Here is a 15,758-nt window from a genome sequence, read left to right on the forward strand (position 1 = left end):
CCTCCGGCGGTGGAGAGTTGTCTACGCCAACTCTTGGGCTTTGCCCCTAAAAACCCCACCACCTTTGAAAAGGTGGACGAAACTTTTGCGATTTGTTCTCCGTAGCCCCGCTTTTAAACTCTTCCGTTTGTGCACCCGCCCACGCTCCAGCCAACCGCCCCCACCCCCACGCCGGGGGTGGGGAGAAAATCCGCAAAAGGCGCACGTTTTTCTTGCAATGTCCCGCGGGATTTGGTAAAATAAGAGGACACGAGCCACAGTATCCGAAGAGAAAGGACGATACGCCATGCAGCACAGCGAAAAGACGATGGACATGATCACAGGCCTATGTAAAACACGGGGGTTCATTTTCCCTGGCAGCGAGATCTACGGCGGCCTTGCCAATACCTGGGACTACGGCCCTCTGGGCGCCCGGCTGAAGAACAATATCAAAGACTCCTGGCGTAAGCGTTTCATCCAGGAGCGCCGCAACAGCTTTGAGGTGGACGCGGACATCCTGATGCACCCACGGGTGTGGGAGGCCAGCGGCCATGTGCAAAGCTTTTCCGACCCCCTGCTGGACTGCAAGGAGTGCAAAATGCGCCACCGGGCCGATAACCTCATCGACGCCTTTGACCCCCATGCCCACGCCGACGGCATGACCAAAGAGGAGATGTTCCAGTATATCAAAGACCACAGCATCCCCTGCCCCCACTGCGGCAAGCACAACTTTACCGATATCCGGGAGTTCAACCTGATGTTCCAGACCTTCCGGGGCGTTACCAACGACAACAAGTCCGTCATCTACCTGCGCCCGGAAAACGCCCAGGGCGAGTATGTCAACTTCCTCAATGTCCAGCGCACCATGCGGGCCAAGCTGCCCTTCTCCATCGGGCAGATCGGCAAGGCTTTCCGCAATGAGATCACCCCCGGCAACTTCACCTTCCGCACCATTGAGTTTGAGCAGATGGAGTTCCAAACCTTCTGCAAAGCGGGCACCGACGAGGAGCTGTACGCCTACTTTAAGGCGTACGGTCGGCAGTATTTTGAGGACCTGGGCTTGCCGGCCGAACGCCTGCGGTTCCATGACCACGAAAAACTGGCCCACTACGCTAAGGCCGCCTGCGATATCGAGTACCTCTTCCCCTTCGGCTGGGGGGAGATCAACGGCACCCACAACCGCACCGACTTTGACCTTGCCCGCCACCAGGAATACAGCGGCCAGAAGATGGACTACCTGGACCCGGAAACCGGGGAGAAATTCATCCCCTATATCATCGAGTCCACCTACGGCCTGGACCGTACCGTGCTGGCCGTGCTCTGCGAGGCCTACGACGTAGAACTGCTGGACGAGGCCAAAAACGACAGCCGGGTGGTGCTGCGCCTGCACCCCGCCATCGCCCCCTATAAGGCGGCGGTGCTGCCCCTCTCCAAAAAGCTTTCCCCCAAAGCCTGGGAGGTCTACGACCGCATCAGCGGCCACATGATGGTGGACTTTGACGAAACCGGCTCCATCGGCAAGCGCTACCGCCGGGAGGACGAGATCGGCACCCCCTTCTGCGTCACCGTGGACTTCCAGACCGCCGGCGACGGGGAAAACCCCGCCGACAACTGCGTCACCGTCCGCGAGCGGGATTCCATGGCCCAGGAGCGGGTGCCCATCGAGGGGCTGGAGCGCTACCTGGCCCAGCGCGTAGGGGCGTTTTAAGGCCGCCGCAGCCCCGCCCTAGAGTCTGTTTTAAACCCGTAGAAATGTCGGATTTTTGTCCAAAAACGAGGGCTTTCAAGGAAAAAACCGCAAGAAAGGCTTGCCGCCAGAAAGGCTTGCAGCCTTTCGAGGATTTTTGACGCAGAAAGCACCGTTTTAGGGCAAAATAGACGGCGTTTCGGAGTTTTAAAACAGACTCTACACCCAAGGAGGGAATTTCCATGAAAAGAACCTTCGCCTTTCTCCTGGCCGCCTGTTTGCTGGCAGGCGCCCTTACGGCCTGTGGGGGCGCCTCCCAAAGGGGCCCTGCCGGGGCCGCCGGGCTTTTGGGCCAGGAGGAAATCGCCTTGTATGAAAGCCTGTTCTTTACCGAGCCCAGCGGCCTGCTGGCCGGGCTGGGCCTCAAGGAGGAGGACGTCGACCGCCAGGATAAAGCCCTGGAAGAAGCGGGCCTCTGGCTCCTCCGGGAGCCACGGGAAATCGCCGGCACCCCCTTTAAAGCCATGCTGATGACCTCCCCCTCCCAGCCGGAGGGGCTCTACGGCGTGTGGTTCCAGGCCAGCTTTTCGGACAGCGCCACAGCCCGCCAGGCCCTCCTGCGCCTTTACGAAGAGGCCGTTGCCCTTTACGGCGAGCCCGGCACCTTTCCGGGCTTTGAGGAGGACGCCTACCTCTCCCGGCAGCTACAAGACCCCAAAAGCGGTTTTGAGGACTGGCTTTTGGGCGATATGACCGACCTGCGCCTGAGTTTCTACAGCGCCGGGGGCGACGGTTCCTCCCAGGCAGGGTACTTCAGCACCATCGAGATCCAGTACCGGGTGCAGTCCTTTGTAGACGGGGAACGCCTCAGCGCCGATGAGATCGTGGCGCGGGTCCGGCAGATCCAACAAAAACAGCCATAAACAAGGAGGTCTGGTATGAAGAAGATCCTATGCGCCTGTTTGGCGCTGGCCATCGCCGTGCTGCCCTGCCTATACGGGCCTGCCCCGGCAGCCGCCGCGGAGGAGGGGACGGATTTTCCCGGCATCATGGATGTAGAGCCCGGCGGCAACGAGGACCCGCCCCCGGTTGACCCAGGCCCGGAAGAGCCCGACCCGCCTCCCCCGGAAGACCCCACCCCACCCCCGGAGGACAACCCTACCCCCCCGCCGGAAGATAACCCTACCCCGCCGCCGGAGGATAACCCAACCCCGCCCCCAGAGGATAACCCTACCCCCCCGCCGGAGGATAATCCCACCCCGCCCCCGGAGGATGAACCCACCGCGGAGCCTACCGAGGAGCCCACCCAGCAGCCCGACTACACCGGGCCCAGCCAGGGCAACAATACCGGCGGCACCACCGGGAGCAGCAGCAGCAGCAGCGCCCCCAGCGGCCCCCGCACCCCGCGGGGCAGCGGTACGGGCATCCAGCAGCCCTCTTTCGCGCCCAGAAGCACCATCTCCCCCAACACCCCGGCCACCAGCCAGCCGGACCCGGAAAGCCTGGAGCCCCGGTTCATCACCTTTGCCAGGGTCACGCAAAAAAGCAACTCCATGTCCCGGGTGCTGTTTTACAGCGGGGCCGGTTGCATCGGCGCGGGGGTGCTGGGCCTGCTGGTCTTAACGGTGTTCATCATCCGCAACCGCCGCATTGACGAGCGCAACGGCATCTTTGAGGAGATCGCCCATGCGGAGATCCGCCAGCCGGTCCAGATACGGGGCCGCCGCCCCCAGGCCGGGCAGGGGACCCCCCCGGAAACCGCCCCGGACTATGAACAATATGAACAACAGGAGCCGTACGACCAGTACGAGCAATATGACCGCCATGACGCCCACGCCCCCCAGGGCTACGAGGCCCCCCAGCCGTCCCTGCACCGGCCAGAGCCCGAATCCCTGGCCATGCCGGTAAACGGCAGCCTGTACACCGAGGAGTTCGATATCCCCCAGCCGGGCTACCAGCCCCCCGCGCCGGCCGCCCCCACAGCCCCGGCCCCGGCCTCCCTGTACACGGAAGAGTTCGAACCCCTGCGGGAGGGCCCCACCCCCGGCGCACCGGGGCTCACCTCCCTGTATACCGAGGAGTTCGTGCTCCCGGAGGACATGGCCCAGCCCCCGGCGCCCCCTGCCCCAACCCGCCGGGCACCGGCGCCCATGCCCCCGGCCGCTCCCAGCCACCGGCAGGCCCCCACCCGGCCCCAGCCCCGGCAGGACGCCCAGTTTGACACCAACGAACTGCTGCGGGATATCCTGCGCGGCGATGGCCGGCAATCCAAATAGCCCGCCCAAATCAAAAACAGCCAGGCAGTCAACCTGCCCGGCTGTTTTTCTTCTTCCGGCAAAATGCAAGTGCCCTCTTTCGCCCGGTCCCCTTACTCGCAGTCAAACACCTGCCCCGGCGCGGAAACATCCATCAGCAGCGGCGCGTACGCCTGGTAATGGGGGTCGGCCTTAAACAGCGGCACCACCGAGTAATCCCCCCACATATGGATGGGGAATACCCGCTTGGCCTGGGCCGTTTCAAAAAAGTACCGCATCCCCAGGTCAAAGTCCGCCTCCTGCCGGGGGTCCAGGGGCACAAAGGCCGTGTCGATGGGCCTCCCGGCCAGGGGCTCCAGTTCCTGCCGGTATATCTCCCGCATCTGGTCGTTCTGGTACGGGGGCGCGCCGTCCCACACCCAGCAGTTCAGGTCGCCCGCATGGTAAAGGAGCCTGCCCTCGCACTCCACCAAAAAGGCCACGCCCTGGTCGGTAGATTGCAAGGTGGCAATCTTTAGCCCGTCCACCTCATAGGCCCGGCGTGGGGCCACAAAAAGGGTGTTTTCCCGCTGCCCTTCCGGCACCCGGCTCTCCCAAATGTCGTCCGAAAGGATGAACCGCACCCGACGCCCCGGCCGGGCTGTTTCAAATACTTTGGGGGAGAAGTGGTCGCCATGGCAGTGGCTGGCAAACACATACAGGGGCTTGTCGCTTGGGGGTATGTCCCCCTCGTACCAGTCAAACAGCAGGCAGCAGTTTTCCAGTTCCACATGGTAGCAACTGTGCAGGATGAAGGTCACTTTCATCAGACTCACTCCTTGTCCTTACCAGCCCAAAGATTTCAGGTATTCCCGGCTCATGGCCACAGCCTCCATGGGTGTGCGGCCTACAGACTGGTCCTGCTCCACCACCACCCACTGGGCCCCGGCGTCCAGGGAGGCCGCCAGTATGCTGGGGAAGTCCTGCATCCCGCTGCCCACCGGCCGGAACTCAAAGTAGCCCTTGTTCTCCTGCTCCTCCACGTCGGTGCCAATCAACTGGTACATATTCCCCGGTTTCCCCTCTTTGTAGAAGTCCTTCAGGTGTACCACCGGGGCCCGGCCGGTATATTTGCGCACATAGCCGGCGGGGTTTTCCCCGGCCACATTCACCCAGCAGGTGTCAATCTCCGTCTGCAACAGGTCGGCGGGTATGGTGTCGTAGATGTAGTCCAGGGCATAGCGGCCGTCGGGCATCTTCATAAACTCAAAGTCATGGTTGTGGTACAAGGTCTGTATGCCATGGGCCTTGCAGACCTTGGCGATCTCCTCAAACAGTTTCACATTCCCGGCAAACTTGTCCCCGCCGGGCCGGTCCTCTTCCATCAGGTAGGGTATGGCAATAAACTTCACGCCAATCTCCTCATACTGGCTCACCACGCCCTCCATGTCGGCCACCAGCTCCTGGAAAGGCACATGGGCCGAAACCGCCGTCAGGCCCGCCCCGGCAATGGCCTCTTTCACCTCTTTGGGGGTAAGGCCATACAGCCCGGCCAGTTCCACGCCGTCGTACCCCATCTCCTTCAGTTTTTTCATGGTGCCAGCAAAATCCTTCCCGGCGTCCTCCCGCACAGAATAGACCTGCACAGCAACAGGCAAACGGTTCATACAAAAGACCTCCTATGTTGAGATAAAAATACCGCTGCCTCTATTTTATAGGAAAAATGCCAAAAGGTCAAGATAGCGGTTGAAAAACCCGCAGTCTTTTGGTAAAATAAAGCAGCGGGCCGCCCAAAGCCCCCAGGCCGCGCGCCCCTCCCCCCTCCCCCCGCCAAAGCCCCACTTGGCCGGGGTGCAGGGGCGGCCTTAAGCCCCTGCCGGGGGTTTGGGGGCGAGGGTCGCCGACGGCGGCCGTTCCGAGCCGGCAGGCAAGAACAGCGCCCCCAAGGTCGTAGCCTCCGGCAGGCTAGAACGGCACCCCCCAGGTCGTAACTCCCCCGGTCGGCGAGAATAAAGCCCCCCGGCCGCCGCCCCTCCCCCCGCCAAAGTCCCACTTGGCCGGGGTGCAGGGGCGGCCCTAAGCCCCTGCCAGGGGTTTGGGGGCGGAGCCCCCAAGGTCCTAACCCCAATCCCTCACAACCCAACCAAAGGACGGAAATAGCAAAGGACGGAATAGCAATGAAAAGGCGTTTTCGATTTTACCTGGCCCTGCTGGCCGCCAAGTTCAGCGTATGCTGCTTACGGCTTGTGGGCCGCAAGGGCACCAACCTCCCCGGCGGGGTGGCCATCTATCTATGCAAAGACTTCCTGGGCCAGATGCCCCGGCCGGAAACCATCATCGGCATAACCGGCACCAACGGCAAAACCACCGTGGCCAATATGGTAGAGGACGTGCTGGCCCGCTGCGGCTACGATTTCGTATGCAACCAAAGCGGCTCCAACGTGGATACCGGCGTGGCCTCGGCGCTCATTGCCAACAGCACCCTGCTGGGCAAGCCCAAAAAGCCTCTGGCCGTGTTCGAGCTGGACGAGCGCAGCGCCAACCTGACCATGACCTATATCAAGCCGGACCTCCTGCTGGTCACCAACATCTTCCGAGATTCCTACAAGCGCAACGCCCACCCGGAGTTTATCGTGGATATCCTGGAGCGCTTTGTGCCGGACAGCACCCGCCTGGTGCTCAACGCCGACGACCTGATGTGCGCCTCGCTCAAGCCGGACAGCCCCCGCAGCTACTTTTCCATCCTCCGCCAGCCGGAGGACGGCCCAGGGGACGAAAACATCGTCCAGGACGTACGGGCCTGCCCCCGGTGCGGGGCCATGCTGGCCTGGGATTTCCGCCGCTACCACCACATTGGCCGGGCCGCCTGCCCCCGGTGCGGCTTTGCCTCCCCCCAGGGGGACTGCCGGGCCGTGGAGATCCAGCCCGGCCGTATGCTGGTGGAGCTGGAGGGCCGGCAACTGGCCTTCCCCCTGCCCAACCGCAACATGATCAACGTGTACAACGCCCTGGCCGCCGTGGCCCTGCTCCACGCCTTTGGGCTGGAGCCGGAGCGCATTGCCGGGGCCATGGCCCACACCGGCGTCAGCGCCACCCGTTACAAAGAAACGGACGCCGCCGGCCGCAAGGTCATCCTGCACCTGGCCAAGGGGCAAAACCCGGTGGCCTGCTCCCGGGCCTTCCAGAATATCCGGGACTATCCGGGCAAAAAAGCGGCCATCCTGTTTTTAGACGACTTCTTCGACGCGGCCCATACCGTAGAGAATATCTCCTGGCTGTATGACGCGGACTTCGAGTTTTTGGCCGGTCCCTCGGTCACCCAGGTGGTGGTTGCCGGGGCCCGGCACTGGGACGTCTACCTGCGCCTGCTGATGGCCGGGGCCGACCCGTCCCGCGTGGCCCATATGGCAGACACCGCCCAGGCCGCCCAGGCCCTGGACCCGGCCGGGGCCGGCGCGGTGTTCATCCTCTACGACGTGTACACCATCCCCCTGGCGGAAAAGACCATGGCGCAGGTAAAAGAACGGCTGGAAAAGGAGGGCGGGAACCATGGATAATATGGATCATGTAGGCCATATGGAAAAAGTAGATCCGGTCAAAATCGAGGTGCTCTTCCCGGAGGTCTGCAACCTGTTCGGGGACCTGTTCAATGTGAAGTACCTGCAACGCTGCCTGCCCGGGGCCACCCGGATAGACACCCCCCTGGCCGGGGAACCGGCCTTTGCCCAAGGGCCCGTCAGCCTCCTCTATATGGGCCCCATGAGCGAGCGCACCCAGGAAAAAGCCCTGGACCGGCTGCGCCCCCATACCCGGCGGCTGGCAGAGTTGATAGAGGCGGGTACCGCTTTCCTGCTCACCGGCAACGCGGTAGAGCTTTTCGGCAGCTATATCGAGAACGAGGACGGTTCCCGCATCCAGGGCCTGGGCCTGCTGCCCCTGCACGCCAAGCGGGACATGATGCACCGGCACAACAGTGTGTTCCTGGGCGATTGGCAGGGCCGGGCGGTCAACGGTTTCAAGTCCCAGTTCACCTTTGCCTGGCCGGAGGAGGGCTGCCAGGGCCTGTTCCCGGTAAAAAAAGGCGTGGGCCTCCATCCGGGCTGCCCCTACGAGGGGCTGCAAAAGGGCAACCTCTTCGCCACCTACCTGCTGGGCCCGGTGCTGCTGCTGAACCCCTGCCTGGCCCGCTCCCTCCTGCAAGCCATGGGCGCCGGGAACGCCAGCCTGGCCTTCGAAGAAGCCGCCCAGGCAGCCTACCAACAGCGGCTGCAAGACTTCCACGACAAAGTGTAGCGCACCCGCCCTCCCCTGTGGTGCGTCCATAAAGAAGAGGTTGTGACGAAATTTTGGCCTCCGGCGGCGGAGAGTTGGCTACGCCAACTCTTGGGCTCTGCCCCTAGGAACCCCTCCACCTTGCCTCCGGCGGCGGAGAGTTGGCTACGCCAACTCTTGGGTTTCACCCCTAAGAACCCCACCACCTTTGAAAAGGTGGACGAAACTTTTATTGTTTGCCCGTTTGAAAAGAGCGGCCGTCACGAGCCGACCGAACCGGCAGGTAAGACGACGAAACTTTTACGATTTGTCGGCCGGGATCTCGCTTTTGAACTTTCTATTTTGAACACGCCCAGAGGAAACCGCCGGTTGGCCGGGGGACTGCACAAAGTAGGCGGCTTAGTGGTAAAGTGTGAGCAGCGATTGTCGCCCCCTAAGAACCCCGCCACCTTGCCTCCGGCGGCGGAGAGTTGGCTACGCCAACTCTTGGGCTTTTCCCCTAAAAAAACCACCACCTTAATGCCTCCGGCGGCTTAGGGGTTTCACCCCTAAGAACCCCACCACCTTTGAAAAGGTGGACGAAACTTTTATTGTTTGCCCGTTTGAAAAGGACAAGAACCACCGGCTACTTGGCGCAGCCAAGTAGAACGGCTGTCACGAACCGGCAGGTAAGACGACGAAACTTTTATTATTTGTCCATTGGAGCCTCGTTTTTAAACGTTTCATTTTGGACACGCCCCCTTGCCTTCCCTTCACCCCACACAGGGCCAGCCCCCCCAAAAAAGCATGGCCCCCAACCGGGCACCTCTTCCCTCAGTTTCCCTTCGCCCTACCAGGTGGCCAGCCCCTATCCCGCCAAAAAGCGTGGGCCCCCGCTTGGCCCCCTCCCTCCCACAGGCATAGGCCCAATTTGGTCAATCCGCCTTTCCAGAACGCCGCCCGGCCGGCACACCGGCAACGGTTACAAAACAATCGAACCAAAATCAAATTTATAACCGCAATACCTGCCCATTATCCCCCTGCTACCTGCCCAATACCCGCCCCCTACCTGGCTGTTATCCCCCTCCTAACCGGGTAAGAACCGGGGGTAAATCGGCCAAAAAAAGGAAAAGGACCGGCCACAAACCGGTCCCTTTCCTTCTTTTGGGGAGGAGTTGTATTGAAATTGCGGCCTTGCCGCATCTTGTAATCCTTAACTTTATAATTATTTTACAGCATTATACCAGAAAAAGTCAACCATAATTTGACAAATTTTGCAAAAATCTAATTATTTCTCAATATCACTAAAATATGTATGATGAATTTATACAAACATAACAACATTGTCACCCGTTTCTTGCGTCCATCCCACCAATAACGGGTAAGGGAGGTCCAAATGTCTGTGGATTTAGCTAGGCAACCCCTACGAAAAAACCAGATAATCCAGCTAAAATGCACTGGTTTCACCGCCGAGGGCGCCGCCGTAGGCCGGTATCAGGGCGAGGCGGTTTTCGTCCCCCGCTGCGCCCCCGGCGACCAGGCCCAGGTCAAGATCGTAAAAGCGGCCAAAACCCACGCTTTTGGCCGCCTAGAGCGCCTCTTGGCCCCCGCCCCCTGCCGGGTGGAGCCGGATTGCCCCGTATACGCCCAATGCGGGGGCTGTTGTTTCCGGCACATCAGCTACCCCGCGGAGCTGGAGGCCAAAACCCAGCGGGTCAGGGATGCGCTGGAACGGGTAGGCGGTTTCACCGGGCTGCCGGTAGCGCCCATTTTGCCCGCAGACAGCCGTGAGGGCTACCGGAACAAGGCCCTGCTGCCCATTGGCCGGGGCCCCCACGGGGAGGTTCAGTTGGGTTTCTACGCCCGTAACTCCCACCGCATTGTGCCCTGTGCAAGCTGCCGCCTGCACCCCCAGGCGTTCACCCTGGCCGCCGGGGCTTTTTGCCGCTGGGCAGAGGCTTACGGCGACCCGGTCTACGACGAATCGGCCCACAGCGGGTGTATGCGGCGGCTCTATTTGCGTAAGGCCGAGGCCACCGGCCAGGTCATGGTGTGCGTGGTGGTAAAAGGCCAAGGCCTCACCCATGAAAAGGAACTGGTGGAGGCCCTGCGGGCCGGGGTTCCGGGGCTGGCCGGGGTCATCATCAACACCCATAACGAGCGGACCAACGTGGCCCTGGGCCCCCATTGCCGCACGGTGTGGGGGCAGGGGAGCATCCGGGACCGGCTATGCGGGCTGGAGTTTGAGATCTCGCCCCTGTCCTTTTACCAGGTAAACCGCACCCAGGCAGAGCGGCTGTACGGCCTGGCAGCGGCGTATGCACAGCTTGACGGCGGCCTGCTGCTGGACTTGTACTGCGGCACAGGGACCATCGGCCTGTCCATGGCAAAGGACGCAGGGCAACTGATTGGCGTGGAGGTGGTGCCGGAAGCCGTGGAGGACGCCCGACGGAATGCCCGGCGCAACCACATTACCAACGCGGAATTCCTCTGCGCCGATGCGGCCCAGGCCGGTGACGAACTGGCCCGCCGGGGCCTGCGCCCGGCCGTTATCACCCTGGACCCGCCCCGGAAGGGCTGTGCCCCCGGCCTGGTCGAGGCCGTGGTACGGATGGCCCCCCAGCGCATTGTCTACATCTCCTGCGACCCGGCCACCCTGGCCAGGGACCTGAAACTTTTCGCCCAGCTTGGCTATCCCCCCATAAAAGCCGCGCCGGTGGATATGTTTCCTGGAACCGCCCATGTAGAAACCGTATGTTTGCTGTCCAAACTTCCCGCGGGGCAGCATATCTAATCTAGGTTGCACTTGCCGTGTGCAAAGCAACCGCACCATGTACCTCCCCCACTGGGAACAGCGCCTTCCCACAGTAAGGGCAGCAGTACCACGCCTTGCCAAAAGCTTTATGCTCCGCAGGCAGCCTCCGTACCCCAGGATAAAAAAAGAAAGCCCTTAGGAACCGCATGGTTTCTAAGGGCTTTCTTGGTGACCCATCGGGGATTTGAACCCCGGACACCCTGATTAAAAGTCAGGTGCTCTGCCAACTGAGCTAATGAGTCACACTGCCTGTCCGGCTGTGTGGGGCCGGACAGCTTTTTTATTATAGCAACATTTCCCCCGGATGTCAACTATATTTTCTAAAATCCGGGGGATTTATGTATCCATCGGGCAAAAAAAGGGAAAACCGGGCGGCTGGGGCGGTCATATCCGTTCCAGCACCCAGGCGGCTGACTGTTGCAGGCAGGCCAGCATCCTGGCTGCGTCGTAGTGCTCTATGGTGTAGGTGCCGTCATAGCCATCGGCCTGTAGGCGGGCGATTATGGAGGCTACCGGCATTTCGCCGCTGCCCACCGGGCAGGGGTAAAGGGTCTGGCCATCCACCCCGGTAGGGCCGTGCTGGCCATAGGTGGGGGCATAGGCCCGGTCCTTTAGGTGCACATGGTTGATACGCCCCCGCAACGCCTCGTAGGCCACAAAGATGTCCTCGGCCATATAGCGGAAATTGCCCGTGTCAAAGCAGGCGGCCAGGCCAGGGCAGGCGTCCATAAACCGCAGCATCCCGCCGCTGGTAGAAAAAGGCGCGGCGCTGTTGTCAAAGTCCTCCATCACCAGGCCAATGCCGTCCTTCCCGGCCAATTCCCCCAGCCGGGCCGTACCGGCCAGCATCTGCCGGGTCTGCGCCTCTACCTCAGCGGGGCTGCCCTTGGTAAAGCCGGGGATCACCAGCAACCGGGCCGCCCCTAACGTCCGGGCCAGGGCAAGGGCCTCCTGGATCTGATCATCCACCTCAGCGGGGCCGCTGAAGTCAAAGAAACAGGGTACCGCCGAAATGCCCATCCCCACCCCGGCCAACTGCCGGGCCAGTTCCTTTGCCTGCCCCCTGGCGTTGCTAAGGGAAACCTCCACCTGCCGGACGCCCAGCTTTTTTGCCTCTTGCATGGCCTCTTCAGCCGAGATGCCCTCCTGCTTTGCTATCTCTACGATGTGGTCATAGAACGTCGCCAGTATTGCCATGTGCTGTACTCCTTTCTTGTTGTCGCTTGCTCTTGTCGTTGCCTGCCTCCGGTAGCTTAGAACCCTTTTTGAAAAAGGGTTCTAAGAACTCCCAAAAACTTTTGTGCCGTTAGCGGCCGCTCTATATAGGTCAAGCGGTTTGCTCGACCGAAAGGGCGGTGTGCGTTCACGCGTTTATGCGTTGGCGCGTTTTCTTTTTTCTTTTTGATCGGGCCGGTTGGCAAAACCCCAGGCCATCGCTACCGGTTACGGGGCTGGGCCTGGGGTTTACCAATCAGAAAATGCCTGCGGGCCAAAACCTGCTAGATTTCACCCATAGGACTTGCCAAAGGGGCCCCCCCCTTGGCAGGGCGCCTAGCCTCAGCCAAAGTACCAGGTACTGAAGATGGCCAGGTCTTTCACGTGTTGGCGGGTGGTCGGCATACCGGAGATCACAGGGAAATAGACGGCAAAGAGGATCAGGCTGGCCACGGCCAACAGGGCAAGGCAAAGGGGTGCGGCTGAAAGGCGCAAGCGGAGCCCGCCCAAAGCAAGTTCTTGCTGCCAGCGCTGGGCACTAAGGGGGCCATGCCCTTCCATATAGCGGAAGGCGGCCAGCAGGCACAGCACCAAAAACGGCACAGCGGTAAAGTAGTGGTAGATAAAGGTAAGCCTTGGCACCAACACCCAGGGCAGGTACACCGAGAGGAACCCGGTCAGAGCCACGCCGCAGGGCAAATCCCGCTTTTTCAGCCAATGCCACAGGGCGAACACCAGCGCGGGGATGCACCCCCACCACAGCAGGGGGTTGCCCATAGAGGATATGGTGCTGTAGCTGCCGTCCGCGTTGTCGTTGCCGTAGAACCAGATGGGCCGCACGTCCAGTGGCCACTCATACCAGGTGGAGGCGAAACTGTGCTCTGCCACCAACTTGCTGTGGTAGTTGAACATGGTGCTCTGGTAATTGCTAAAGGACCACAGCAGCTTGCCCTGGTTATGGGGCAGGGTGGTCATGGGCAAAAAGGCGCAGAAATAGATGCCAAAGGGGATGGCCACAAACAGCAAACAGCACCACAGGCACAACTGCCAGCTACGGCGTACCACAGCCCCTGCCCCTCCCTTGCTTTTGGCCGCCGCCCGGTAAGAGGCAACCAGCTTGCCGAAGAACAGTACCGCCAGCCCCACGGCCCCGTAGGCGGCCGTCCACTTGCTGGCCACGCCTAGGCCCATAAATATGCCGCTGAGGCCCAAGGGCAGCAACAGGCGTTTCATGCTGTCCTTTACAATATCCCGCTGGCAGAAGGAAACCATCGCGTCGTACATCAGCAGCAGGAAGAACACCGAGTAGGTGTCAATGGTGGCAATGCGGGTCTGGGTAAAGTGCATAAAGTCAAAGGCGAACAGCAGCGTGCCCAGGCCGCACAGCCAGGTTTTGCCGAAGAGGTTCTTGCACAGGTGGTACAGGGCCGGGAGCATCAGCACCCCAAAAAGGGTCCCCATAAACCGCCACCCAAAGGGGTTCAGCCCAAACATCCGAATGCCCAGGGCGATGATATGCTTCCCCAGGGGCGGGTGGGTGTTCTCGTAGGGCTCCAGGCCCAATATATGCTCGTAAGCGGTGCGGGCGTGGTATATCTCGTCAAAATAGCTGGAATTCTCATAGGTCTTGCCGGGGGGTACCGTGTCCTGCTCGTCGCACAAGAACTGGGCCCCCGGACCCTCGGCGGTAATGGGCTGGGCGCTTAGGGCCCCGGTAGACAGCAGCCCGGCTTCGCTAATGGTCACCGAGCCGTCCAGGGCCGTCAGGCGCACATACTTGCCCGGTGCCGATAGCCGGTAGCTCTTCCAGGCAAACACATACTCCTTTTCAATGGTACCGCAGTCAGCCCAAACCTTGCCATTCAGGCTGGACTCCACCTGCATGGCAGCGCCCACCCTGGCGGCGTAATGGTTGGCGTCCGGCACCAGGCCGGGCAGGAAGATCAGGCTGTCCGCGATCTCCTGGCTTTGCAGCACCACGCTTTCCCCCTCCTGCGGGGTCCAGTTGGTGGTAGGCAGCACCGTGCCCCCCAAATTCCAGAACGCCACCAGCCCGTAAACCAGTGTAATGCCACCCATGACCAGCCAATCCGGCAGGGCCATTTTACGCGCGCCGGCGTCCAAGCCTAGGGGCTGGGGGGCCGGGGCAGCCGGCTGGGGGCGGCCCTTCCGGCGTTTGCCGGGCCCTTCCGGCTGGCCGGCTGCCTCCTGGCCGTTTGAGGCGCTGGCCCAGGCGGGGGCCTGGCCAGCTTCCTTGCACTGGCCCCTTACATACACCTGATAATAACTCCACAGCAAGTAGCCCAGGGCCGCTATCTGCAAAACGGCAATCAGCCGGAAGGCCAGGCCGTTGGGGTCGTAGTTGCCCCCATGCTCCCGGAACAGCCAAAGCACATAGCTGACGTTCAGGTAGTTGGCCGCGGTAAGCAGGCCGTAGGCCCGGAGCATCCGCTTATCCCTGGTGAAGAGGAAGGCGATAAGCATACACAGGAAGGCCGGGAACAGGTAGCGCTCATGCATTTTGATGGAGAAGATGTAGACAATACCCATCAGCACCGGGGCCGCGCCGAACATGGCGTCCTTGCGCCGGGAGCGGAACATCAGCACCCCGCAGGCAGCCGTGGCCAGCACCGGGGCGGCCAGGGTAAGCAGGGCCTTGTGCACGCCCGGGCCAGGCAGGCCCCGCCAGTTGTAGCTGATCAGCGTCCAGAAATTGCAGGCATTGACCGCGTAGTAGTCGTAATAGTTCATGGTAGACTGGTACTTCACCACCAGCCACCAGTAATTGAACCCATGCGTAAAGGGGGTGGCTACCAGCAGGATAGCCCCCAGGGCGCAGGCCACGCCCAGCCCCAGGCCCAGCCATTTTTTCCGCTTAATGGCAAAGCAGAGGTACAGGGGGGCAAACACCAGCATTTGGGGCTTGCAGATAACAGCCAGCCCATATACCACCCCGGCGGGCACGTACCACTCCCGGTAAAGCAGCAGCATGGAGGCCAGCAATATCAGGGTGCAAAAGGAATCCGCCTGGCCCCACTGGGCAGAGTTGACAAACACCGCCGGGCAGAACAGGTACGCCGCCGCCACGGCCAGCGCCCCCCTGTCCCCCAGCTTGCGGCGGCCCAGCCACAGCAGGGCCCCGCCGCAAAGCAGGTCGGCAAAGATAGAGGGCAGTTTCATCAGCAAGGTATGGGCCTGCCCCTCCACGGCCAGGCCCAGGGCCAGGCGCAGCTTTTCCAGCAGCATCAGTATGTACAGGTAGCCGGGCGGGTAGTCCAAAAACATATCCTGCTGGTAGATTTGGGCAAAGCCCACCTTGTTGAGCGTGTAGGCCCAGGACTTGAAGGTGCCAATGTCCACGCTGAACCCGTCGGAATAGTACCCCAACAGCAGGCGCAGCACCAGGGCCGCCAACAGCAGCAGCCCGGACCACAGGCCGAACAGCCTGCCCCTACCCTCCCGGAACCGCCGGTTGGACAGGAACCACATACCCCCGCAAAGGGCCGCGCCCAAATAGATGTAGACGGTCATCATATCCTCTCCTTCTGTTTTCCTTCTTTGTGTCCCCTTGGCCGCC

The 15,758-nt window shown here is 61.5% G+C and carries 10 protein-coding genes and 1 tRNA gene; 6 read left to right on the forward strand and 5 right to left on the reverse strand.

Annotated features, from left to right (window positions below; translation table 11 throughout):
• The first annotated feature begins 286 nt into the window (after positions 1 to 286).
• The 3 genes from U8U01_RS06490 to U8U01_RS06500 all read left to right on the forward strand — a co-directional run bounded on the left by U8U01_RS06490 (position 287) and on the right by U8U01_RS06500 (position 3,942).
• Positions 287 to 1,687, forward strand: coding sequence for a glycine--tRNA ligase (locus U8U01_RS06490; RefSeq protein WP_322172686.1), 1,401 nt, complete (start codon positions 287 to 289; stop codon positions 1,685 to 1,687).
• Positions 1,688 to 1,908: 221 nt separating this feature from the next.
• Positions 1,909 to 2,589 (forward strand): hypothetical protein, encoded by a 681-nt coding sequence (locus U8U01_RS06495; RefSeq protein ID WP_322172688.1) that lies wholly within the window; start codon positions 1,909 to 1,911, stop codon positions 2,587 to 2,589.
• A gap of 15 nt (positions 2,590 to 2,604) precedes the next feature.
• On the forward strand, positions 2,605 to 3,942 hold the full coding sequence (locus tag U8U01_RS06500; RefSeq protein ID WP_322172690.1) for a hypothetical protein: 1,338 nt from the start codon (positions 2,605 to 2,607) through the stop codon (positions 3,940 to 3,942).
• Between the two features lie 92 nt (positions 3,943 to 4,034).
• On the opposite strand, the gene U8U01_RS06505 is transcribed toward U8U01_RS06500, so the two are convergent.
• Entirely contained in the window at positions 4,035 to 4,727 is a 693-nt protein-coding gene (locus U8U01_RS06505) for an MBL fold metallo-hydrolase (RefSeq protein WP_322172692.1), read from the reverse strand.
• Between the two features lie 18 nt (positions 4,728 to 4,745).
• Complete coding sequence (locus U8U01_RS06510) at positions 4,746 to 5,567, reverse strand: sugar phosphate isomerase/epimerase family protein (protein WP_322172694.1); 822 nt, start codon at positions 5,565 to 5,567, stop codon at positions 4,746 to 4,748.
• 510 nt (positions 5,568 to 6,077) lie between these two features.
• Between U8U01_RS06510 and U8U01_RS06515 the strand changes: the two genes are divergently transcribed.
• The 3 genes from U8U01_RS06515 (at position 6,078) to rlmD (ending at position 10,945) form a co-directional block, all read left to right on the forward strand.
• On the forward strand, positions 6,078 to 7,457 hold the full coding sequence (locus U8U01_RS06515) for a MurT ligase domain-containing protein (protein ID WP_322172696.1): 1,380 nt from the start codon (positions 6,078 to 6,080) through the stop codon (positions 7,455 to 7,457).
• Positions 7,450 to 8,193 carry a hypothetical protein gene (locus U8U01_RS06520; protein ID WP_322172698.1) on the forward strand — a complete coding sequence of 248 codons (744 nt, stop codon included), beginning with the start codon at positions 7,450 to 7,452 and terminating at the stop codon, positions 8,191 to 8,193. Before U8U01_RS06515 ends, U8U01_RS06520 begins: the two co-directional genes overlap by 8 nt.
• A gap of 1,354 nt (positions 8,194 to 9,547) precedes the next feature.
• Positions 9,548 to 10,945 (forward strand): 23S rRNA (uracil(1939)-C(5))-methyltransferase RlmD, encoded by a 1,398-nt coding sequence (gene rlmD, locus U8U01_RS06525; protein ID WP_322172700.1) that lies wholly within the window; start codon positions 9,548 to 9,550, stop codon positions 10,943 to 10,945.
• Between the two features lie 187 nt (positions 10,946 to 11,132).
• Here the strand turns inward: rlmD and U8U01_RS06530 are convergent.
• From U8U01_RS06530 to U8U01_RS06540, 3 genes are all read right to left on the reverse strand, one after another.
• Positions 11,133 to 11,208, reverse strand: a tRNA-Lys gene (locus tag U8U01_RS06530).
• Positions 11,209 to 11,350: 142 nt separating this feature from the next.
• Positions 11,351 to 12,163: a sugar phosphate isomerase/epimerase family protein gene (locus U8U01_RS06535; RefSeq protein ID WP_322172702.1), complete on the reverse strand. Its 813-nt coding sequence runs from the start codon at positions 12,161 to 12,163 to the stop codon at positions 11,351 to 11,353.
• A 360-nt stretch (positions 12,164 to 12,523) separates the two neighbouring features.
• On the reverse strand, positions 12,524 to 15,715 hold the full coding sequence (locus U8U01_RS06540; protein ID WP_322172704.1) for a glycosyltransferase family 39 protein: 3,192 nt from the start codon (positions 15,713 to 15,715) through the stop codon (positions 12,524 to 12,526).
• Between the last annotated feature and the right edge of the window lie 43 nt (positions 15,716 to 15,758).

The organism is Acutalibacter caecimuris (assembly GCF_034335085.1).
Taxonomy (GTDB): domain Bacteria; phylum Bacillota; class Clostridia; order Oscillospirales; family Acutalibacteraceae; genus Acutalibacter; species Acutalibacter caecimuris.

Coding starts and splice junctions, on each gene's coding strand:
- U8U01_RS06490 (WP_322172686.1), top strand. CDS start 287: ATGCAGCACAGCGAAAAGACGATGGACATGATCACAGGCCTATGTAAA.
- U8U01_RS06495 (WP_322172688.1), top strand. CDS start 1,909: ATGAAAAGAACCTTCGCCTTTCTCCTGGCCGCCTGTTTGCTGGCAGGC.
- U8U01_RS06500 (WP_322172690.1), top strand. CDS start 2,605: ATGAAGAAGATCCTATGCGCCTGTTTGGCGCTGGCCATCGCCGTGCTG.
- U8U01_RS06505 (WP_322172692.1), bottom strand. CDS start 4,727: ATGAAAGTGACCTTCATCCTGCACAGTTGCTACCATGTGGAACTGGAA.
- U8U01_RS06510 (WP_322172694.1), bottom strand. CDS start 5,567: ATGAACCGTTTGCCTGTTGCTGTGCAGGTCTATTCTGTGCGGGAGGAC.
- U8U01_RS06515 (WP_322172696.1), top strand. CDS start 6,078: ATGAAAAGGCGTTTTCGATTTTACCTGGCCCTGCTGGCCGCCAAGTTC.
- U8U01_RS06520 (WP_322172698.1), top strand. CDS start 7,450: ATGGATAATATGGATCATGTAGGCCATATGGAAAAAGTAGATCCGGTC.
- rlmD (WP_322172700.1), top strand. CDS start 9,548: ATGTCTGTGGATTTAGCTAGGCAACCCCTACGAAAAAACCAGATAATC.
- U8U01_RS06535 (WP_322172702.1), bottom strand. CDS start 12,163: ATGGCAATACTGGCGACGTTCTATGACCACATCGTAGAGATAGCAAAG.
- U8U01_RS06540 (WP_322172704.1), bottom strand. CDS start 15,715: ATGATGACCGTCTACATCTATTTGGGCGCGGCCCTTTGCGGGGGTATG.